Annotated in this window: 21 protein-coding genes; 19 read left to right on the top strand and 2 right to left on the bottom strand. The window is 37.3% G+C overall.

Annotated features, from left to right (window positions below; all coding sequences use genetic code 11):
- Nucleotides 1-54: 54 nt before the first annotated feature.
- The 9 genes from atpC to mraY are packed head-to-tail and all read left to right on the top strand — an operon-like array spanning nucleotide 55 to nucleotide 5,514.
- Nucleotides 55-465 (top strand): ATP synthase F1 subunit epsilon, encoded by a 411-nt coding sequence (gene atpC, locus PERMA_RS05225; protein WP_012675554.1) that lies wholly within the window; start codon nucleotides 55-57, stop codon nucleotides 463-465.
- Between the two features lies 1 nt (nucleotide 466).
- A complete protein-coding gene (locus PERMA_RS05220; protein ID WP_012676668.1) occupies nucleotides 467-1,207 on the top strand; it encodes a tRNA1(Val) (adenine(37)-N6)-methyltransferase in 741 nt (246 codons plus the stop codon).
- A gap of 11 nt (nucleotides 1,208-1,218) precedes the next feature.
- Complete coding sequence (locus tag PERMA_RS05215) at nucleotides 1,219-1,506, top strand: DUF3817 domain-containing protein (protein WP_012676754.1); 288 nt, start codon at nucleotides 1,219-1,221, stop codon at nucleotides 1,504-1,506.
- Nucleotides 1,507-1,547: 41 nt separating this feature from the next.
- On the top strand, nucleotides 1,548-2,162 hold the full coding sequence (locus PERMA_RS05210) for a 2,3-bisphosphoglycerate-dependent phosphoglycerate mutase (RefSeq protein WP_012676132.1): 615 nt from the start codon (nucleotides 1,548-1,550) through the stop codon (nucleotides 2,160-2,162).
- 9 nt (nucleotides 2,163-2,171) lie between these two features.
- Nucleotides 2,172-2,942 (top strand): triose-phosphate isomerase, encoded by a 771-nt coding sequence (tpiA, locus tag PERMA_RS05205; protein WP_012676854.1) that lies wholly within the window; start codon nucleotides 2,172-2,174, stop codon nucleotides 2,940-2,942.
- 33 nt (nucleotides 2,943-2,975) lie between these two features.
- Nucleotides 2,976-3,287 (top strand): preprotein translocase subunit SecG, encoded by a 312-nt coding sequence (secG, locus tag PERMA_RS05200; protein ID WP_012675528.1) that lies wholly within the window; start codon nucleotides 2,976-2,978, stop codon nucleotides 3,285-3,287.
- Between the two features lie 8 nt (nucleotides 3,288-3,295).
- Nucleotides 3,296-3,853: a hypothetical protein gene (locus PERMA_RS05195; protein WP_148206408.1), complete on the top strand. Its 558-nt coding sequence runs from the start codon at nucleotides 3,296-3,298 to the stop codon at nucleotides 3,851-3,853.
- 8 nt (nucleotides 3,854-3,861) lie between these two features.
- Nucleotides 3,862-4,446, top strand: coding sequence for an RNA methyltransferase (locus tag PERMA_RS05190; RefSeq protein WP_012675608.1), 585 nt, complete (start codon nucleotides 3,862-3,864; stop codon nucleotides 4,444-4,446).
- Nucleotides 4,447-5,514, top strand: a complete 1,068-nt coding sequence (mraY, locus tag PERMA_RS05185; RefSeq protein ID WP_012676353.1) for a phospho-N-acetylmuramoyl-pentapeptide-transferase — start codon at nucleotides 4,447-4,449, stop codon at nucleotides 5,512-5,514.
- Here the strand turns inward: mraY and PERMA_RS05180 are convergent.
- Together PERMA_RS05180 and PERMA_RS05175 are read right to left on the bottom strand one after the other, a co-directional pair.
- Complete coding sequence (locus PERMA_RS05180) at nucleotides 5,507-7,522, bottom strand: sensor histidine kinase (RefSeq protein WP_012676640.1); 2,016 nt, start codon at nucleotides 7,520-7,522, stop codon at nucleotides 5,507-5,509. The two genes, mraY and PERMA_RS05180, sit on opposite strands and share 8 nt — an antisense overlap.
- Before the next feature lie 9 nt (nucleotides 7,523-7,531).
- On the bottom strand, nucleotides 7,532-8,308 hold the full coding sequence (locus PERMA_RS05175) for a citryl-CoA lyase (RefSeq protein WP_012676936.1): 777 nt from the start codon (nucleotides 8,306-8,308) through the stop codon (nucleotides 7,532-7,534).
- Nucleotides 8,309-8,402: 94 nt separating this feature from the next.
- Here PERMA_RS05175 and PERMA_RS05170 point away from each other — a divergent pair, with 94 nt between their 5' ends.
- The 10 genes from PERMA_RS05170 to PERMA_RS05125 all read left to right on the top strand — a co-directional run bounded on the left by PERMA_RS05170 (nucleotide 8,403) and on the right by PERMA_RS05125 (nucleotide 22,943).
- Entirely contained in the window at nucleotides 8,403-9,389 is a 987-nt protein-coding gene (locus PERMA_RS05170) for an ABC transporter permease (RefSeq protein ID WP_012676599.1), read from the top strand.
- Between the two features lies 1 nt (nucleotide 9,390).
- Entirely contained in the window at nucleotides 9,391-10,452 is a 1,062-nt protein-coding gene (locus tag PERMA_RS05165) for an ABC transporter permease (protein ID WP_012675230.1), read from the top strand.
- Nucleotides 10,453-10,654: 202 nt separating this feature from the next.
- The gene (locus tag PERMA_RS05160; RefSeq protein ID WP_012676926.1) at nucleotides 10,655-13,927 is read left to right on the top strand and encodes a hypothetical protein; all 3,273 of its coding nucleotides are present in this window, start codon (nucleotides 10,655-10,657) and stop codon (nucleotides 13,925-13,927) included.
- 90 nt (nucleotides 13,928-14,017) lie between these two features.
- Entirely contained in the window at nucleotides 14,018-14,155 is a 138-nt protein-coding gene (locus tag PERMA_RS05155) for a hypothetical protein (protein ID WP_012675567.1), read from the top strand.
- Nucleotides 14,156-14,157: 2 nt separating this feature from the next.
- A complete protein-coding gene (locus PERMA_RS05150) occupies nucleotides 14,158-14,568 on the top strand; it encodes a hypothetical protein (RefSeq protein WP_012676541.1) in 411 nt (136 codons plus the stop codon).
- 267 nt (nucleotides 14,569-14,835) lie between these two features.
- Complete coding sequence (locus tag PERMA_RS05145; RefSeq protein WP_012675900.1) at nucleotides 14,836-18,087, top strand: hypothetical protein; 3,252 nt, start codon at nucleotides 14,836-14,838, stop codon at nucleotides 18,085-18,087.
- Between the two features lie 57 nt (nucleotides 18,088-18,144).
- Nucleotides 18,145-18,555: a hypothetical protein gene (locus tag PERMA_RS05140; RefSeq protein ID WP_012676838.1), complete on the top strand. Its 411-nt coding sequence runs from the start codon at nucleotides 18,145-18,147 to the stop codon at nucleotides 18,553-18,555.
- Between the two features lie 295 nt (nucleotides 18,556-18,850).
- Complete coding sequence (locus PERMA_RS05135; RefSeq protein ID WP_012676706.1) at nucleotides 18,851-22,126, top strand: hypothetical protein; 3,276 nt, start codon at nucleotides 18,851-18,853, stop codon at nucleotides 22,124-22,126.
- 59 nt (nucleotides 22,127-22,185) lie between these two features.
- On the top strand, nucleotides 22,186-22,530 hold the full coding sequence (locus PERMA_RS05130; protein ID WP_012676103.1) for a hypothetical protein: 345 nt from the start codon (nucleotides 22,186-22,188) through the stop codon (nucleotides 22,528-22,530).
- A 2-nt stretch (nucleotides 22,531-22,532) separates the two neighbouring features.
- Nucleotides 22,533-22,943 carry a hypothetical protein gene (locus PERMA_RS05125; protein ID WP_012676960.1) on the top strand — a complete coding sequence of 137 codons (411 nt, stop codon included), beginning with the start codon at nucleotides 22,533-22,535 and terminating at the stop codon, nucleotides 22,941-22,943.
- Nucleotides 22,944-22,945 lie beyond the last annotated feature (2 nt).

The following is a 22,945-nucleotide window of genomic DNA, read 5'->3' as shown; positions in this document are numbered from 1 at the left end:
CTAATTTATTGTAAACTAATATAGATATACAATCATCAGGAGGCAAGGTAAATAATGTATCCATTAGAGGTTGTCACACCTGAAGGAATAGTTTTTAAAGGTGAGGTAGAACAGACGGTTATAAACACAGCTGACGGTGAGATAGGTATACTTGAGAACCATATGCTTCTGCTCACAAATGTTGTTCCTGGAAAGCTGAGAATTGAGATTCCTGAAGAGGAGCCTAAGGAGTATGCTGTAACACACGGTGTTATAGATGTTAGAGGAGATAAGGTTATCGTTCTTGTTGAGGAAGCCTTTGGTATATCTGAGATAGATGTTGAGAGAGAGAAGAGACTTCTTGAAGAGGCTAAAGCGAAGCTTGAGGAAAGAGAGACATTATCACTTGAAGAGATAGAGAATTACGAAAGAATGAAGGAAAGAGCTGAGATATTATTAGAACTTGCAGGTGTAAAAGTCAGATAAATTGGAATTAAAACCTGATGAAACCCTTTCCCCGTTTATACGGGGAAAGATATCTATTATCCAGAAGAAAGAAGGTTACAGATTCAATATAGACAGCGTAATACTCTCATCTTTTCCAGAGATCACGAAGAAAAAAGGAAAGATTATAGATCTTGGAACAGGCTCAGGAATCATTCTTATACTTCTCTCCCTGAAGTATCCAGATCTTGAGTTTCATGCCATTGAGATACAGGAAGATCTTTTTGATATGGCAAAAAGGAATTTTGAGCTAAATCGTGTAAATGTCAATCTCATTAAAGGTGATATCAAGGATATTAAAAAGTTATATCAACCACAGTATTTTGATTATGTGATAACGAATCCCCCATACTTCAAAAAGGAGTTCACACAGAAGGCCTCTCAGGAGGAAAAAATAGCAAGGTACGAGATAACAGCAACAGTTGAGGATTTTATAAAGGCCGGATCTTATCTACTGAAAGATAAGGGAAGATTCTATATGATCTATCCATCTGAGAGGCTTTCATACATAACCAGAGTGATGGTTGAAAACAGGGTACAGCCTAAGAGATACAGGTTTGTTCATCCTTCAAAAGATGAGAGGTCAACCCATTTTCTTATAGAAGGGATGAGATCTGGAAAGGAAGGAGGGGAGATTATAGAAAAACCTATGATCATTTATGATAATCCTAATATTAAAAAGTACTCACAGGAGCTACAATTTCTCTTAGAAAAGTTTGTTTAAAGGAGGTTTAAATGCAGAAAAGCACACTGAAAAAGCTGACTGTAATATCGGTTCTCGAAGGTATCTCACTGATAGTTCTTCTATTTATAGCTATGCCCCTAAAGTATTTAGGTGGGTATAAAGTAGCAACTCTTATTGTAGGTTCAGCTCACGGACTTCTCTGGCTTGCATTTTTATATGTTTTAAATGAGGCAAGGATAAAAAATCTTTTAGATAGAACTGAGATAATAAAATTTTTTATTCTTTCCGTTGTTCCTTTCGGTTTTATTCCTATGAAAAAAAGTATCTCAGGCAGGTGATTCCCTGATATAATAAAAATAAAAAAGTGAGGAGACGGTAAATGCCAAAACTGGTTCTTGTTAGACATGGACAGTCTGTCTGGAATTTACAGAACAGATTTACAGGATGGGTTGATGTTCCTCTAACTGAAAAAGGTAAAGAGGAAGCGTATAAAGCTGGAGAACTTTTAAAGGATATAAGATTTACAGTGGCTTATACATCAGCATTAACAAGGGCTCAGGAAACATTAAAGATAATACTTGAGACAATTGGTCTTTATATACCTGTTATTAAGGATCAGGCTCTCAATGAAAGGCATTACGGTGCATTACAGGGTCTGAATAAAGACAGAGCAAGGGAGAAATGGGGTGCTGAGATAGTCCATCTCTGGAGGAGAAGTTACGATATACCACCACCTGAAGGGGAATCTCTGAAGGATACAGCGGCAAGAACTATACCTTTCCTTGAAAGGGCGATACTTGGAGATATTATAGATGGTCATGATGTTCTTGTTGTTGCACACGGAAACTCTTTGAGATCAATAGTTATGTATCTGGAAAAGCTTTCACCTGAAGAGATAATAAAGGTGGAGATACCGACAGGAACACCTATCGTTTATGAGTTAGATGAGAAATGTAATGTTGTAAGCAAAGAGATAAGAAACCTTACAGAATAGGAGAAATAGATGAGATATCTTGTAGCAGCAAACTGGAAGATGAACAAAACGGTTGGAGAAACACTTGAGTATCTTGACAGATTTTTACCTTCTGTAAAGGATCTTTTATCTGTTGATATTATGATAGCACCTCCTTTTACAGCTTTATCATCAGCATCAATAAGACTTGACGCTGCAAAGAAGGAAGGTGAGTATAACGTAAAGCTTGGTGCCCAGAATATGTACTATGTTGAAAAGGGAGCTTTCACAGGTGAGATCTCGCCTGTTATGTTAAATGAGCTTGATGTTGAGTATGTTATACTCGGTCATTCTGAGAGAAGACATATATTTGGTGAAAAAGATGATCTTATAAATAAGAAGGTTATAACAGCTGTTGAGACGGGTATAAGGCCTATACTATGTGTAGGTGAGACACTTGAAGAGAGGGAGCAGGGAAAAACATTATCGGTTGTTGAGAGACAGATAAGAAACGGTCTTGCTGGTGTAGAAAAGGACATGGCCTTTATAGATATTGCTTATGAACCTGTCTGGGCTATAGGGACAGGTGTTAATGCAACACCTGAACAGGCTCAGGAAGTTCACAGATTTATAAGATCACTTATAAATGAGATCTCTAAGGGAAATGACTCAAACACAAGAATACTTTACGGTGGAAGTGTTAATGAAAAGAATGCAAGGGATCTCATAAAGGAACCGAATGTTGATGGATTTCTCGTTGGGACAGCAAGTCTTGATCCTGAAAGATTTTATAAGATAATAACAGAGGTTTTAGAGGTATAATATTGATATATAAAGATATTTTGGAGGAATAAATTGGAGATACTATACACGGTTCTCTCAATACTGCTTTTCATTGTTGCTGTATTACTGATAATAATAATTCTGATGCAGAAAACAAAAGGGGCAGAGATAGGGGCTATATTCGGATCAGGGGCAGCTGCAGCTGTTTTAGGAGCCGGTGCGTCCAATATACTTACAAAGATCACTTACTGGTTAGGTGGGATATTTCTTTTTATAGTTTTTGCACTCTCATTTATACATCATAAAACACTTAAGGCACCGACTGTTATTCAGGACATCCCTGCACAGACTGAAAAAGCACCAGCAGAACAAAATAATAAATGATGCAGGTTATGAGGTATATATTAATCTTTCTACTTTTTTTATCACCATACCTTTTAGCCGAAACTGTTGAAGAGAGACTTGAAAAACTTGAAAAAAAGATAATCCAGTTAGAGAGGAGGATTCAGGCTTTAGAAGGGGAGAAAAAACAGAAAGATCAGGAAAAAGATTATAGAACTCCCGTTGAGTTCACCGTCCTATCAAAAAAATTCAAACCTGTAAACCTGCGGGAAAGGTTATGGGAAAAGGGAGATAAGATAGTACTTTATATGAAATTTAAAAACATAACAGGGAAAGCTGTTAGAAATATAAAAGGTATCGTTCAGATAGAGGATATCTCAGGAAGGAAACTTATGGAAACGGAAGTGAACATAAATAAAGCTCTGAATTTCATAACAGGAATGGATATAAAACCTGATGAGACTGTAGAGATGAAGGTTTCATTCCTGTACGATAACAGAAAACCTGAACACAGGTATGTAAAGGAAAGCAGTATTGAAGATCTTAAGGTGCTCTTTAAACCCTTAGAGGTTGAATTTTCAGATGGAACTGTAATAAATTTCAGATAGAGGTGGAAATGGAAAACAGTCATGTTTTTATTTCTGTAGTTCATTATCCTGCTGTAAATAAAGACAAAAAGTGGGTTGTAACATCTTTTACAACACTTGATTTTCATGATATAGCAAGACCTGCCAGAACTTATGAACTTGGCGGTTATTACATAGTACAGCCCCTTGAGGCACAGCAGTTTGTAATATCCCAGCAGATAAAATACTGGCTTGAAGGTTTTGGGAGTAGATTTAATCCAAGAAGAGCTGAAGCTGCGAAACTGGTGAGACTTGTTTCATCAATAACTGAGGCTATAGAAGATATTGAGAAAAATACAGGAAAAAAGCCGAAGCTTGTGGCAACATCAGCAAAAAAGTACCCACAGACTTTATCATACAGTGATCTGAGGAAAAAGATGGAGAAGAAAGAAGATGTTTATCTGATACTTATGGGAACAGGCTGGGGTATGCCTGAAGAGCTTGTTAAAAGCTGTGATTACATACTTGAGCCTATACTTGGACCTGGAACATACAATCATCTTTCAGTAAGAAATGCAACAGCTATAATACTTGACAGACTTTTTTCAGTTAACAGGGAGTTAGAGAGTTTATAAATGCTTTATCATCTTCTTTATGAGCTTTTTGATATTAATCTTTTCAAATATATAACATTCAGAGGTTTTTATGCTCTTATAACATCATTCGGTATCTCACTGATTTTAGGTCCTTACATCATAAGAAGACTTAAAGTTTTTCAGTATAAGGAAGGTGGTTATATAAGGGAGTACACACCTGATACACATATAGCAAAAAAGCATACTCCGACTATGGGTGGGATACTTATCATACTTTCCGTTATCGTTTCTTCTCTCTTATGGTGCAGACTTGATAACTTTTTTGTATGGCTTGTTATATTTGTTCTTGTATCCTTTGCATTCTTAGGTGGACTTGATGATTATAAGAAGATAACAAAGAAAAAAGGTTTATCAACTAAAACTAAGTTTGTCTGGCAGTTTATTATAGCTCTTGTTGCATCCGTATCACTTTACCTGTACCCAAAGTATGATACAGTTCTTTACTTCCCATTTTTGAAGGATGTTTATATAGATCTGGGATTATTTTATATTCCCTTTATGATATTTATAATTGTTGGTGCATCAAATGCTGTAAACCTTACTGACGGCCTTGACGGTCTTGCTATAGGACCGTCACTTATGTCTATAGCTGCTTTCGCATTTTTTGCCTATGTTGCAGGGCACTCAAAGATAGCAAGTTATCTGCATCTTCCACATATATCAGGTAGCGGTGAGCTGACAGTTTTTATGATGGCCTTACTTGGTGCAGGACTTGGATTTTTATGGTTTAACTCGTTCCCCGCTGAGATGTTCATGGGAGACGCCGGTGCTCTATCCATAGGCGCCGTTCTTGGAACAGTATCAATAATAACTAAGCAGGAGTTTGTCCTTGCAATAGTAGGTGGTGTTTTTGTAGCTGAAACACTATCCGTTATTGCTCAGGTTGCATACTTTAAAGCGACAGGTGGGAAAAGATTGTTTAAGAGGGCTCCTATACATCATCATTTTGAACTTCTGGGAATTCCGGAGCCTAAAATAGTGGTCAGGGTGTGGATAATCTCTATAATACTTGCGATAATAGCCCTTTCAACACTCAAGATCAGGTAACAGGAAGTATAACCTCAAAAACAGCACCTCTCTCTGAAGGAAGAGCCTTTATACTTCCCTTGTGGTTCTCAATTATCTCCTTTGTTATGGCAAGACCAAGACCGCTTCCCTTTGATTTTTTAGAGTAGTAGGGGATGAACACCTTATCCAGCTCTGCTATATCAATACCTTTACCGTTATCTTTAAAGATTATTCTGACCTTACCATCCTTCTTTTCAGCTTTTATATTGAGTTTTCCTCTGCCATCTTCTACACTCTCAAAACTGTTCTGGATTATATTTAAGAAAGCCTGTCTTATCTGCTTTTTATCAGCTTTTATTCTAAGATCATCATCTATATCCAGATTGATCTCAAAGCCGTCAGTCTGGTAGCTGTTTTTCAGCTCATCAAAGAGTCTTTTTAGATTGATCTCCTCAAGCTCTGTATTTATACCTGAAGATGCAAACTGACTGAAATCCTTAACAAGCTTTGAAAGGTAGTCAACCTCCGTATGTATGACATTAACAGCTTTATCAAGTATCTCTGGGAATTTTGGATTTTTATTCTCGTACTGTCTTTTTATCCTCTCTGCAGATAGTCTTATAGGTGTTAAAGGATTTTTTATCTCGTGGGCTATCCTTTTAGCTATCTCTTTCCATGCTAAAACCTTTTCTGCCGCAACTATATCAGTAATATCGTCAAATACAAGTATATAACCCCTTGGAGATAGTTTGGTGAGTTTTGCTATTATGATCTTTCCATTCAGGTTTAATGTCTGTTCCCTGTCCAGATTGTAGATATCAATGCCTATACTGTTCATAAACTCTGTTATATCCCTGTTTTTAAGATTTTCTGGATTTACTCCAAGTATGTCAGATGCTGCTTTGTTTATATTCTCTATCTTCCCGAATCTGTTTGAATAGATAACTCCAGTTCTTGCATTCTCAAGTATAGCTTCAAGATACTCCTTGTTTGCCTTCAGATCCTTATTACTTCTTTCAAGTTTTATATAAAGCTCCTTGAGCTCATCAACCATCTTATTAAACTCTTCTATAAGAATACCTATCTCATCAGGTGCTTTTATACCAACTTTTATATTCAGATCTCCTGAAGCAAGTTTTTTTGAAGCCTCAACTAATTTCTCAAGGGGAAATGTTAGATTTCTGACCACATACTGTGAGAACCAGAGTGCGGCAAATATAACGAACATCGTTATCGTAAGCATTGTTACAATATAGCTGACCCTTATCGGATTTTTGTAATACCTGAATTTGGAATATACATCCGATATATGCTCAAGATCCTTTTTATATTTGGAAAGAAATGGAGGGAGTCTGTACTCAATAACTATATACTTATTTTTTTCATACCTGCTGATAAACTTCAGATAATGATTTCCCCTATACTCAAATATGTATCTTTTCCTTTTAAAGTCTTTATCTGAAAGCTTTTTTATTGGTTTTCCATAAACTATTAACGGCTTTCTGTTATTATCAAGGATCACCATTGATCTTATATTAAACTTTTTAAAAGCCTCGTAAGGTGTTATCTTTTTGTTCTCTAAGAGATAAACAACCTCTTTCAGAAACTGGCTGTACTCTTTTAGATTTTCATCTGTGATCTTCTCAAGACTGTTTAATGCTCTCTCAACCTTACCGCTGAACCAGAGGTTTGTTGCGTTTGATATCAGAGATATTGATGCAACAGAAAGGATCATAGCTGGGATTATAACCATTGATATAAGTATGAATGACAGTTTTTTCCTCAGCTTTCCCGCAGGCTGTTCCTTCTCAAAGAAGAGTTTTATAAGATGTCTTAAGGATATAGCAAGAATACCAAGGAAGAATACAACATTTATATTTATGATAAGAAGGAATACGTATGGATTGAATATATCTTTTACCTTTGAGATCTCGTGAAATATGTAAAGATTTCCGACTATAAATACCGTCAGAACGATTGATATTATTACAATATTTCTTCTTCTTTTCTGGAAGTCTCTGTATTTCTCTTTAAAATCCTTTCTCATCTGGAATCTTTAATCCCTCTTTCTAAACCTTTCAGGAAGCTCCCTTGGACTTAATCCAAGATATTCAACTTCCTTCTCCTCATCAAGCCTTTTTGAAAAAGGTTTTTCCATTGTTAATTCCTCATAAACGTGGGCAACAAGTCCTGCAGTTCTCCCGATTATGAAAAATCCTTTTCCTAACCTCCAGTCAAAACCCATCTCAGAAACAACAGCGGCTATAGCACCATCAACATTCAAAACAAGTTTTTTGCCCTTTATCTTCTCTATAATCTTCTCAACTTTACCTGCAAACTCACAGTACTTCCCGTAAAAACCTTCTCTTTCTGCTATCTCCATAATTTTTAATGATCTTGGATCGTACTTTTTGTAATACCTGTGACCGTATCCCGGTATTCTTTTTCCCTCTTTGAAAAACTCATTTACGACAGTTTCGGGATCTTTCTCAGCATTCTCCTGAAGAAATCTCATAGCCCCTTCAAGAGCTCCTCCGTGTGCCTCACCAAATGCAAGAATTCCAGCACCTACACCAACATGTAAGGAGTTCCCACCACTTGCAACAGCCCTCGCAGCTATAACAGATGGTGGAGCTATTGAATGCTCAACAAGTGATACAAATATAGAATCCAGAACCCTTTTTTCCCTTTCTGAGGGAAGCTCTCCCTTCAGAACGAGAAATATAGCTTCAGTAAAAGATAATGTCCCGATCAGATCAGCAAGCTTATAACCTCTCACATAAGCCTCATGGTCAAAATGCCAGCTTATAGCTGTTCTCCATTTCTTTTCCATTTAAACCTCCGTTTAGATTAAACCCTTTATTATCACCTTTATATAGTATAAAATCTTAGAAAATAAAGATACACACTTTGAGGATATTGATTTAATGTTTCAATATATCATTAAAAGACTGATCCAGATGATCCCTCTTGTTATAGGTATTACGTTTATATCATTTCTTATAATCCAGATGGCTCCCGGCAGTTATCTTGATCAGCTAAAGATGAATCCCCAGATATCAAAGGAAACATTAAAGGAGCTTGAGAGAGCTTATGGACTTGATCAACCTTTACTTGTCCAGTACTTTAAATGGTTAATAAATGCTCTGAAGTTTGATTTAGGTTACTCTTTTAGCTATCACGTACCTGTTCTTGAGCTTATTAAGGAAAGGATCGGGAATACTCTTTTCCTCTCAATAACCTCAGGACTCCTTGCGTGGATTCTTGCAGTTCCACTTGGAATATGGGCTGCACTTAACCCAAATAGATGGATAGATAAGTTTATACAGCTTTTCTCCTTTACTTTTATGTCAATCCCAAACTTTTTTCTCGCCTTTTTGATGCTGTTTGTTGCTGTTAAAACAGGAATATTTCCAACTGGAGGGGCAACATCACCTGACTACGATCAGATGAGTTTATGGGGAAAGATCCTGGATAGATTGTGGCATGTATCACTCCCAGCTTTTGTTCTTGGAATAGGGTCTCTTGCCGGACTTGTAAGACTTGTCAGAAGTGCTATGATCGAGGCAATGCAGTCGGAATATGTCATGTTTGCAAGGGCAAAGGGACTGCCTGAAAGGGATGTTATCTTTAAACATGCATTGAGAAATGCGCTAAACCCTTTTATAACCCTTTTAGGCTTTGAGATAGCATCACTTCTCTCAGGTGCTGCACTTGTTGAGATAATAGTCAACTGGCCTGGAATGGGAATGCTGATGCTGGATGCTGTTCTTTCACAGGATCTTTATCTTGTTATGGGTGGACTTTACATAGGGGCGATTATGCTTATTATTGGAAACCTTATAGCTGACATACTTCTTGCAAAGGTTGATCCAAGGGTAAGACAGAGAGAGATAGAAGGGGTTCTAAAGTAAGATGGGAGAGCTTTTATATTATATAAAGAAAAACAGGCTTGCCTATCTGTCTTTATACATACTTGGGATACTTTATTTTTTAGCCATTTTCGCAGATTTCATAGCTCCCTATCCTTACGATATACAGCATAGAGATACACCTTACCACCCTCCTACACAGATACATTTTTTTGATAAGGAAGGAAATTTTCATCTCAGGCCATTTGTTTATGGTTATGATCTTGTTGATCCAGTTTTCAAAAAATACAGGATAAATTATGAAAAAAAATACCATATAAGATTTTTTGTTGATGGTGAAAAACATTATCTTTTAGGTTTTATACCGACGAAAAAACATCTTTTTGGTGTGGAAGAAGGTGGAAAGATATTCTTACTTGGAGCTGATCATCTTGGTAGGGATATATTTTCAAGGCTGCTCTATGGGGGAAGGGTCTCACTTTCAATAGGTCTTGTGGGTGTTTTGCTCTCATTTACAATCGGGGCGGTTGTAGGAGGTATATCAGGGTATTTTGGTGGAAGAATAGATAACATCCTGATGAGAATATCTGAGATAGTTATGTCATTCCCCGGATTTTATCTTATGCTCGCCTTAAGAGCTGTATTTCCCATAACACTCTCATCTGTTCAGGTTTACTTCCTTATAGTAGTTATACTCTCGTTCATTGGATGGGCAGGTCTTGCAAGGGTTATAAGAGGTATGGTCCTATCAATAAGGGAGCAGGAGTTTGTTTTAGCTGCTAAGTCCTATGGTGCATCTTCGCTTAGAATAATACTCAGACATATAATCCCAAATACATTCTCATATCTACTGATAGCCGCAACATTATCTATTCCCGGATATATACTTGGTGAAAGTGCTTTATCACTTCTTGGTCTTGGTATCCAGGAACCTTACGCAAGCTGGGGAAATATGCTTTCCTCAGCAAGGAGTATATCAGCCATATCATCGTATCCATGGATTCTTGCTCCGGGAATCGCTATCTTTATAACCATCCTTGCTTTCAATCTCCTTGGTGACGCACTCAGAGATGCTCTTGATCCAAAACTGAGAAAGAATCTGTAAAAAAAAATTACACTGTAAAAAAGATTTACATTGGTTTGAAATAGTAATAATAGGCAGTAGAGAGATCAGTATTCAAAAATTTATATTTTTATTATAAGAAGGAACCCCTCTTTTTAGTTTTTTCTCTTATTTTTCAATGACTTTCACATTAGGCATCATTCTTGCTTTACCAAGTAATATTCTAAAACAGGAGGGTATAGTCATGAGACAGAAGAAAAAATTACTGATGGCAGCATTACTGGCTGTTGCGGTCTCAACACAGGGGTTTGCACAGCCAGAGGCACTATCGGAGGATGAGCTGGAAGAAGTTTCAGCTCAGGGGCTGCAGATCGTTGAAAACCACAATGCTACATTCGAAGAACACGGTCCTATCAATTCACAGAACAACAAACTGGATTCAGTACAGGTGAATGATGGAGCTATGTCAGGGGCTATAACAGGATACGGAGCTGTTTTAGCTAACTCAGCTGTTAACTCAACAGCTAACTATCTTTACGACACATTAACACCACCAGAGGAAGTTCCAGAAGATAAAAGCTTCAGCAACTACTTTGAACAGACAAATGACCAGACAGCTAAAAACCATGTAAACAAAGCTGATCCACAGGGAACCCCTGATGACGAGGTGAAAGAGAAATACGCTGAAGCGGCGAATATAAACAAGGAAAGTCAGCGTATAGGGACAGGAGTTGAGGAAGGTTACGATCTTTTAATTAGAAATCAGGACAATAACAACAACTCAGTTCAGCTTAATGAGAGTGCTCAGAGAGAAGCATCAGGAATGGTCCTAATCAACGCAGCGGCATCAGCTGTTAATGCAGGTGAAAACTTCTTCTACGCTGGTAGTGTGAGCGACACAGAGGGATCACAGATAAATTCACAATGGGCCTATAACTTTAAAAATGAAGCTATAGGAACCAATGGAGAAGCACGTGCTTATAACGGTGAGTATGAAAAAGGACCAAAAACTCAGATTGTAAGTAATGCAGGACTCGCACTTTCCCATCCAGAAACACTTATAAATAAAAAAATAACAATAGCTGATCAGGATAACAACAATAACTCAGTCCAGCTTAATGAGAACGCCCAGAGAAAAGCAAGTTACGTTACTATTAAAAATATCGCCAAATCAGCCGCTAATAACGGTCTGAATGCGGTTTACATTGCTGATGGTCTGAGCAACTCATATATTTCACAGATGAACAATCAGACCGCAGGCAATCATAACAACACTGCTACACTCACAGAAGAATCCTTATACGGAGATGCTTTTGCATTTAATGATAATAAACAAAGCCAGCTAATAGATAATGCTTCTACTGTTGAAGATGGTTTTGCAGGAACTGCAGTAATATTAGATCAGGACAACAATAACAACTCCGTCCAGCTTAACAATCAGGCTCAGAGAGAAGCAAAGGCTATGATAATTGAAAACGCAGCAACATCTGCTGTTAACAAAGGTATAAACCTGGTAGGTACAGCAGAAGTTTCAAGCTCCAGTATTGATCAGTCAAATATACAGAATGCTGCAAACTTTAATAATTATGCTGATGGAGTTGATACTGCTGCAGCAGGTAATTATGAAACAGATGAAGCTCAGTACATAATCAACGAACTCGCCGATGTAGAAAAACAGGAAAACAACAATAACTCTGTTCAGATCAATGATACAGCCCAGAGAGAAGCTACAGGTCTGATGATAAACAATGTGGCTAACTCAGCTGAAAATGTAGGCATTAATGTACTTTCTGGTGGTGATATTATTACCTATGATCTGAAAAGATCAGGAAACTTTAATGGCGGTCTGCATCAGCTGAACTCACAGACTGCAGTTAACCATCGTAATAAGGCTTATTCAACTACAGATGAAGGAATGTTTATCGGAGCTTATGCTGAAAATGTCAATAAAGAAAGACAGGTTATTGAAAACAATAATAGATATATAGATGAAGATAAGGAACCTGTCCTTCTTACAATAGCTGATCAGGACAACAACAATAACTCAGTTCAGCTTAATAACCAGGCTCAGTATAAAGCAAAAGCTGGAGTCTTATCAAATACTTCCATGTCAGGATCAAACATAGGTATGAATATTATGGCCGTTGGAGACATAGTAGATTCAAATGTAAACCAATTTAATATACAGTATGCAGAAAACTTTAATAACACTGCAGATGGTGGTATAGTAGGCTCTGCAGTAAACATGGAAGAAGGAGCAACACAGGATATAGACAACAACAACGAGTTTACAGACATAATATCTCAGGACAACAATAACAACTCTGTACAGCTCAACAATAATGCTCAGAGATATGCCAATGCTTTCGTTATAGAAAATGTTGCAAACTCAGCTAAAAACACTGCTATTAACGGCATGCAAACAGGAGCTATAACCGGTACAGAAGTTGAGGATGGTGAGAATATTATAACAACAGTGCATCAAGTAAATACTCAAACAGCAGTAAATCATATGAATTCTGCATCAGGTAAAGGGGCTAGAGCTGAAAACTGGAACAAAGAGACACAGGTTATCAGGAACTTCACAGTTGATGATCCAAGAAGTCTTGCATACATAGAAGATCAGGACAACAACAACAACTCAGTCCAGCTTAACAACAATGCACAGAGAGAAACAGTCACAGGAATAATGGAAAATGTCTCACTTTCAGCTTCTAACACAGCTTTAAATCTCCTTTCTACAGGTGATGTAAATGTTCCAATAAAAGAACCAAACCCTGAAAAGTATGGAAATGTAACATTAAGCTCTATCTTACAGTCCAATAAACAGATGGCAATCAACTTTACTAATTCTGCAACAGGAGACGACAATGCATTAGCAGTTAATAGGGAATCTACTGATGGTGTGTTTTACAGAACTGAAGAGCCTGAAGCGGGACAGATGATAGAGAATATACATGGAAATATACCAGTTGGTGCTGAACAGAACAATAACAACAACTCAGTACAGCTAAATGACAATGCACAGAGAGATGCTGCAAGTATAATAGTCAGCAATATAGCAAACTCTGCAACAAACATAGCAGTAAACATGATGACAACAGGTGATATAACAGACACATATATAACTCAGGAAAATACACAGGAAGCATACAACCATATGAATATGGCTACAGGAGATATGTATGCGTTTGCAGGAAATCTTAACAAACAGAAACAGTACATATACAACTGTAACTGTACAGCGGTTGATGGAGAGCAGAACAACAACATGAACTCAGTACAGCTTAATGATGCAGCACAGGCAAATCTACAGACACTTGTACTTCTAAACTCAGCGAACTCTGCTGCTAACGTTGGGGTAAATGTTCTCCATGCAGGAACAGTATCAGGAAGTTCTATAGTTCAGCAGAACACAGCAACAGCTGTTAACTTCAGCAATACTGCCAACTCTAAAGTAGAAGCAAGAGCAATAAATGCTGAAAACTACGGACTAATAAGATATCTACCTTGGTAATCTAGAGGGGGATCCGTTCCCCCTTTTAAATATTTAAAAAAGATTCCAAAGACAGATAAAACACTTCCTAACATACTGAATGAGGTTCTTATGAGGAGTCTGAAGCAGGCTAAAGATGCATATGAGAAAAAAGCTGACGGATACATAAATATTAAGGTGATGTGGCAGTTTATCGGAACAAAGAGGATTATATATCAGGTCTGTGGCGACATCGTCAGGAGGAAATAGAGATGAGAAAGTTACTAACACTTGTAATGGCAGGATTGATCTTAGGTTCAGCCTCAGCTTACGAACTTAAAAAAGTTGATGACACAGAACTGGAAGATATATACGCTCAGGGTTTTGTGCTGAATGGACAGATGTTCAGCAACCCAATATTCACAGGGACGATAGGGGGAAACCTTTACAACATGAGTATAGGAGATATACAGATAGAAGGTGGTTTACAGATGAACCTTGACAGTTCATTAATGCTTTCAGGAAATGCACAGCAGAACGCTTTTATACCTATAAATGTTGTAGATTCTGCAGTTAACATACCTATAAACATCGTTGTTATTATGGGTGATAATAACGGTACTGTAGATATCAATAATATTCTTAAAAGTATAAACAGATCTAATATAAACGGAGAGTTTTAACAAAGCTCTCTGTTCCTTTTCTACATGATATTCAGGCATTAAAAAATTAGTGTAAAAACTGTTTACAGTTGTAAAAACTTTTTACAAAAACTCAAGATTAGATTTTTTCTATGTTTGAAAGGATATCACCAATCAAAATGTAAAAAAATATTACACATCTACAAAACCTCAAAAAATTTTTCTAATTTTTTCAAAACCTTACAATTGGCATTTGTTTTGCTTTTCATCAGGTTAACAAGATTTTAAAGTTTGAAGGAGGATTTAGCCATGAGACAGAAGAAAAAATTACTGATGGCAGCGTTACTAGCTGTTGCGGTCTCAACACAGGGGTTCGCACAGCCAGAGGCACTATCGGAAGACGAGCTGGAAGAGGTTTCAGCTCAGGGACTGCAGATCGTTGAAAACCACAACGCTACATTTGATAATCACGGTCCTATCAATTCACAGAACAACAACCTGGATTCAGTACAGGTGAATGATGGAGCTATGTCAGGGGCTATAACAGGATACGGAGCTGTTTTAGCTAACTCAGCTGTTAACTCAACAGCTAACTATCTTTATGATTCATTGAACGGAGGTAACGGAAATCAGGACAATGGAAATCAGGATAATGGAGAAGAGCAGGTTAAGACCTTTTCTAACTATTTCGAACAGACAAATGAGCAGACAGCTAAAAATCATGTTAACTTTGCAGACCCATCAAGAGACGGAATTCACAAAAGCGCTGAGGCAGCAAATATTAATAAAGAAAGTCAGCGTGTAGGAACAGGAGTTGAAGTTAGTTATAAATTAAAAATAAAAAGCCAGAATAATAACAACAACTCAGTACAGATAACTGGAGCTGGTCAGTCTGAGGCATCAGGAAAGGTATTGATCAATGCAGCGGCATCAGCTGTTAATGCAGGTGAAAACTTATTCTATGCTGGTAGTGTGAGCGACACAGAAGGATTACAGTATAACAAACAGGAGGCTTACAACTTTAAAAATACAGCAGAAGTTGATATGGGTACAGCCTTGGCTCATAATTCAGAAATTGAAAAAGGATCAAAAACACAGATTGTAAGCAATGCTGGACTCGCACTTTCCCATCCTGAAACAAGATTAAACAAAAAAGTAAAAATAGTAAAACAGAATAACAACAACAACTCTGTACAGCTTAGTAATCAGGCTGAGAAAAAAGCAAGTTATGTCACGCTCAAAAATATAGCTAAATCAGCTGCTAATAATGGAGTGAATGCGGTATATCTTCCTGATGGAATGAAAAACTCTTCCCTTTCACAGACGAACGAACAGAAAGCTGAGAACCATCTAAATGTAGCAAAAGTTAGAGGTGTAGAAGATCTTAAGTTATATGTTGCTGATGCAATAGCTGAGAACGAAAACAAGCAGGGACAGCTTGTTGACAACGCATCTCATAAAGGTAACTACAATGGTTTTGCTAAAATCAGAAAACAGAACAACAACAACAACTCAGTTCAGCTTAACAACAGAGCTCAAAGAAGTGCAAAAGGTGTGATAATAGAGAATGCGGCTGCATCTGCTGTTAACAAAGGTGTCAATCTGTTAGGTATAACTGAAGTTGTCGATTCTAAAATAAAGCAGTCAAATAACCAGAAAGCGTTCAACTTTGATAATATTGCAGAAAGCCCTATATACGCCTATGCAGGAAATACAGAAACAGATGAGGCTCAGAAAGTTATAAATATGGCCGTAAAAATAGGAAAACAGAACAACAACAACAACTCAGTTCAGCTTAACAACAATGCTCAGAGAAGAGTGAAGGGCCTTATTGTAGAAAATTTAGCAAACTCTGCACAAAATACAGGAGTGAATGTTCTTTCTGGAAGTGATCTGTTGACTGTTAAAATACCTCCATCAGATTCTGGTGGTTTTACAGGTTATATAGAACAGTACAATGATCAGATGGCTTCAAACCACAATAACACAGCCACACTTAGTACAAAAGGTGAAACCGCAATAGCTGAGAACTACAATAAAGAAAGACAGGTTGTTGAAACATATAACAGAAGGGCGAGCCAACACCTTAAGATTAACAACCAGAATAATAATAACAACTCAGTACAGTTAAACGGCAATTCTCAGTATAAAGCCAAAGCAGGAGTTATATCAGATTCTTCTCTCTCAGCTAATAACATAGGTCTGAATATTATGGGAGTAGGAGATATAGTCAATTCCGAGATTACTCAGAAAAACCATCAGGTAGCCAAAAACTTCAACAACACAGCAGATAATGCCTATTCTCCATACGCAGGAAATCATGAAGATGGTGCTACTCAGGATATAAACAATATGAATGAGTTTACAGATATCATTAATATGAATAACAACAACAACTCAGTTCAGCTTAACGATGAAGCCGAAAGATATGCAAAAGCTCTGTTGATATCAAATATAGCTAATTCAGCTACAAACTCAGCGATTAATGGACTTAAAACCGGAAATATAACAGATAGTTACGACAGCGTATTCCAGACTAATGAGCAGGAGGCTCTAAATCACATTAATACAACTGATGGTTTTGAAGCTATATCTGAGAATACAAACAAGGAAACACAGGTTATAAGAAACTTCACAGTTGACGATCCAGAAAGTCTTGCTTACATAGAAAACCAGAACAACAATAACAACTCAGTTCAGCTTACTGGAAATGCCCAGTCAAATACGAAAACAGCTATTATGGAAAATATCTCACTATCTGCATCAAATACAGCTTTAAATCTACTATCAACTGGAGATGTTAACGTTCCTATTGGAGAACCAGATCCAGCTCTCTATGGAAATATAACAGGATCCTTAATAGAACAGTTCAACAATCAGGTAGCTAAAAACTTCAACAACGAAGCAACAGGTGAATATGCATTAGCACTTAACGGTGAATTTACTGACGATGAGTTTTACAGAACAGAAGAGCCAGAAGCAGGACAGATGATAGAGAACATACACGGAAATATAGCTGAAGATGGTGTACAGAATAATAACAACAACTCCGTACAACTCAATGACGGTGCGCAAAGTGAGGCAGCGGGCATTATAATCAGCAACATAGCAAACTCTGCAACAAACATAGCAGTAAACATGATGACAACAGGTGATATAACAGGTACAGATATAACTCAGGAAAACAAACAGGAAGCATACAACCATATGAACACAGCTACAGGAGATATGTATGCATTTGCAGGAAATCTTAACAAGCAGAAACAGTACATATACAACTGTAACTGTACAGCTATTGATGGAGAGCAGAACAACAACATGAACTCTGTACAGCTTAATGGAAACGCACAGGCAAATCTACAGACACTTGTACTTCTAAACTCAGCGAACTCTGCTGCTAATATAGGAGTGAACGTTCTCCATGCAGGAACAGTATCAGGAAGTTCTATAGTTCAGAAGAACACAGCCACAGCTGTTAACTTTAGCAATACTGCAACAGGTGGAGTTGAAGCTACAGCTATCAATGCTGAGAATTACACATACCCACCCCTTATGTGGTAAAAGGATGAGGAGGGATTTTTCCCTCCTTTTTCTATCTGAATAAAGGAGGAAATAGAGATGAGAAAGTTACTAACACTTGTAATGGCAGGATTGATCTTAGGTTCAGCCTCAGCTTACGAACTTAAAAAAGTTAGTGACGCGGAACTTGACAGTATATATGCCCAGGGTCTTGTACTAAACAGCCAGTTGTTCAGCAACCCAATATTCACAGGGACGATAGGGGGAAACCTTTACAGCATGAGTATAGGAGACATACAGATAGAAGGTGGTTTACAGATGAACCTTGACAGTTCATTAATGCTTTCAGGAAATGCACAGCAGAACGCTTTTATACCTATAAATGTTGTAGATTCTGCTGTTAATATACCTATAAACATCGTTGTTATTATGGGTGATAATAACGGTACCGTTGATATCAATAATATTCTTAAAAGTATCAGTAAAGCAAACATCACCGGAGGATTTTAATAAGACTTTACTTCCTCTCTTTAATTTCTGATTTACCATCCATTTAATCTAACCAGTTTAAATTTTAAAAACTGTAAAAAATTTTTACACTGTAAAATTTTTTGACAAAGGTCAACAGAGGCTATATTTAACTTTATTTTCAGATCATTTCCAAAAAATCTGTAAAAAGCTGTTACAACTCTTAATGGTATCAATGAAAAATTTCATTAATTATCAATACCTTATTCTTTGGCACGCCGTTTGCTTATAAAAGAGTGCAGATGCACTAAAAATATCATCAAGGAGGTTACATGTCATGAGGCAGAAGAAAAGATTACTGATGGCAGCGCTATTAGCTGTTGCGGTCTCAACACAGGGATTCGCACAGCCAGAGGCACTATCGGAAGACGAGCTGGAAGAGGTTTCAGCTCAGGGACTGCAGATCGTTGAAAATCACAACGCCACATTTGATAATCACGGTCCTATCAATTCACAGAACAACAACCTGGATTCAGTACAGGTGAATGATGGAGCTATGTCAGGGGCTATAACAGGATACGGAGCTGTTTTAGCTAACTCAGCTGTTAACTCAACAGCTAACTATCTTTACGACACATTAACACCACCAGAGGAAGTTCCTAAAGGAAAAAGCTTCAGTAACTACTTCGAACAGACAAATGACCAGACAGCTAAGAACCATGTAAATTATGCTGATCCGCAAGGATATCCAGATGATACTGTATGGAAATCTGCTGAGGCAGCAAATATCAACAAAGAAAGCCAGCGTATTGGAACAGGGGTTCAGGAAGGTTATGAACTTAAAATTGTAGATCAGGATAATAATAACAACTCAGTTCAGCTTAATGAGAGTGCTCAAAGAGAAGCATCAGGAATGGTCCTAATCAACGCAGCCGCATCAGCTGTTAATGCTGGTGAAAACTTCTTCTATGCTGGAACTGTAAGCGAGACATCAGGAAAACAAATGAACGATCAGTCTGCATTTAATTTTAAAAATGAAGCTATTGCAGCTAATGGTAAAGCATCTGCGTATAATGTTGAAAAGGAAAAAGGAAACAAGACACAGATCGTAAGTAATGGGGGAATTACATTATCTCATCCAGAAACTCAATTAAATAAAAATGTTGCAATTGTAGATCAGGATAATAACAACAACTCAGTTCAGCTTAATGATAATGCCCAAAGTGGTGCAAATTACGTTACGATCAAAAATATAGCTAAATCAGCTGTCAATAACGGTCTAAACTCAGTTTATGTTCCTGACGGATTTAATCTCTCAAAACTTGAACAAACAAACTCACAAAAGGCGGAAAATCATGTTAATATCGCTAAAATAGATGAGAAATCCATAAGTGGAGATGCTTACGCATATAATGAAAACAAACAAAGTCAGCTTATAGATAACGCCTCTATTGCTGAAGATTTTGAAGGAATAGCGGCAATAGAAGACCAGGACAACAACAATAACTCAGTACAGCTTAACAACAATGCACAAAGAGAAGCAAAAGCTGTAATAATTGAAAATGCAGCAACATCTGCTGTTAATAAAGGAATAAACCTGCTGGGTACAGGAAGTGTTACAGATTCAACTATAAATCAATATAACGAGCAGTCAGCTTCTAACTTTAATAACACAGCTTCTGGTGTTATTTTTGCTGAAGCAGGAAACTATGAAGAGGATTCTGCTCAGCTTGTAATAAACGAAGTTGCAAATATAGAAAAACAGGATAATAACAATAATTCAGTCCAGATTAATGATACTGCCCAAAGAGAGGCATTGGGGGTAACAATAAACAATGTTGCTAACTCAGCTGAAAACGTAGCTGTTAATGTATTGTCTGGAGGAGATGTTCTTAATTTTGAGAGAGTAGAATCAGGAAACTTTAAAGGATCTTTAACTCAGAAAAATGTACAAACTGGTGACAACCATCACAACCAGGCTACCTCAACCACAGAAGATTTTGGATATGAAATTACAGGAGCTTATGCTGAAAATGTCAACAAAGAAAGACAGGTTATAGATACCAGCAACAGAAATAAGATATATGATGAAGATGAAAACCTGATTACACTTACAATAGCTGATCAGGACAACAACAATAACTCAGTTCAGCTGAATAACCAGGCTCAATATAAAGCAAAAGCTGTTGTTATGTCAAACACATCCATGTCAGGAGCTAACAGCGGTGTAAACATCATGGCTGTTGGAGATATAGAAAACTCTTCAGTAGATCAATCTAATGACCAGACAGCTATCAACTTTAAGAATGAAGCTACAAGTGGTACAGAATCAATGGCATCAAATTATGAAGATGGTGCTACACAGGATATAAATAACAACAACGAGTTTACAGACATAATATCTCAGGACAACAATAACAACTCTGTACAGCTCAACAATAACGCTCAGAGATATGCCAATGCTTTCGTTATAGAAAATGTTGCAAACTCAGCTAAAAACACTGCTATTAACGGCATGAAAACAGGAGCTATAACCGGTACAGAAGTTGAGGATGGTGAGAATATTATAACCGTAATAAATCAGGCTAATGTTCAAACCGCAGAAAATCATCTTAATATTGCAAACGGTGGATTAGCTGAAGCCGGAAATGAAAATAAAGAGACACAGGTTATAAGAAACTTTACAGTTGACGATCCAAGAAGTCTTGCATACATAGAAGATCAGAATAACAACAACAACTCAGTTCAGCTTAACAACAATGCACAGAGAGAAACAGTCACAGGAATAATGGAAAATGTCTCACTTTCAGCATCTAATACAGCGTTAAACCTTCTTTCTACAGGTGATGTAAATGTTCCAATAAAAGAACCAAACCCTGAAAAGTATGGAAATGTAACATTAAGCTCTATCACACAGTATAATAAACAGACTGCAAGTAACTTTACTAATGAAGCTACTGGTAGAGTTGCTTTAGCAGGAAATGGTGAATTCACTGATGGAGAATTTTACAGAACAGGAGAACCAGAAGCAGGACAGATGATAGAGAATATACACGGAAACATACCAGCTGGTTCTGAACAGAACAACAATAACAACTCTGTACAGCTAAATGATAATGCTCAGAGAGATGCTGCAAGCATCATAGTTAGCAACATAGCAAACTCTGCGACAAACATAGCAGTAAACATGATGACAACAGGTGATATAACAAATACAGATATAACTCAGGAAAACAAACAGGAAGCATACAACCACATGAACACAGCTACAGGAGATATGTATGCGTTTGCAGGAAATCTTAACAAGCAGAAACAGTACATATACAACTGTAACTGTACAGCGGTTGATGGAGAACAGAACAACAACATGAACTCTGTACAGCTTAACGATGCTGCACAGGCAAATCTACAGACACTTGTACTTCTAAACTCTGCCAACTCTGCAGCTAACGTAGGAGTAAACGTTCTCCATGCAGGAACAGTATCAGGAAGTTCTATAGTTCAGAAGAACACAGCCACAGCTGTTAACTTCAGCAATACTGCGACAGGTGGTCTTGGAGCAAATGCTATAAATGGTGAGAAGTTAGGAATGCCAGAATATTTACCTTGGTAATCTAAATGGGGGGATCAGTTCCCCCTTTTTAAATAAAAAAAGAATATGAGGGCTATGAGATGATATACAGAAAATTAATGACTGCAGTGAGTTTAATACTTGTCTTAGGAATAGGAACAGATAGCTTTGCAAAGGAAAAATTTATCATCTCATTTGGAGATGGTGGATTTGGAAAATATGAGATTGTTGATAATACCTGTTTTGGATATGTTATGGGCTATCCAAAGACAGATAAAACACTTCCTAATATACTGAATGAGGCTCTTATGAGAAGTCTAAAGCAGGCTAAAGATGCATATGAGAAAAAAGCTGACGGATACATAAATATTAAGGTGATGTGGCAGTTTATCGGAACAAAGAGGATTATATATCAGGTCTGTGGCGACATCGTCAGGAGGAAATAGAGATGAGAAAGTTACTAACACTTGTAATGGCAGGATTGATCTTAGGTTCAGCCTCAGCTTACGAACTTAAAAAAGTTGATGACACAGAACTGGAAGATATATACGCTCAGGGTTTTGTGCTGAATGGACAGATGTTCAGCAACCCAATATTCACAGGGACGATAGGGGGAAACCTTTACAACATGAGTATAGGAGATATACAGATAGAAGGTGGTTTACAGATGAACCTTGACAGTTCATTAATGCTTTCAGGAAATGCACAGCAGAACGCTTTTATACCTATAAATGTTGTAGATTCTGCAGTTAACATACCTATAAACATCGTTGTTATTATGGGTGATAATAACGGTACTGTAGATATCAATAATGTACTTAACAGTATTAACAAAGCTAATATAACAGGAGGGATTTAATC

Origin of the sequence: Persephonella marina EX-H1 (assembly GCF_000021565.1) — a bacterium.
In the GTDB taxonomy this organism is placed as follows: domain Bacteria; phylum Aquificota; class Aquificia; order Aquificales; family Hydrogenothermaceae; genus Persephonella; species Persephonella marina.
The sequence above is the reverse complement of the archived record's forward strand: the minus strand, read 5'-3'. Positions and strand labels throughout refer to the sequence as shown.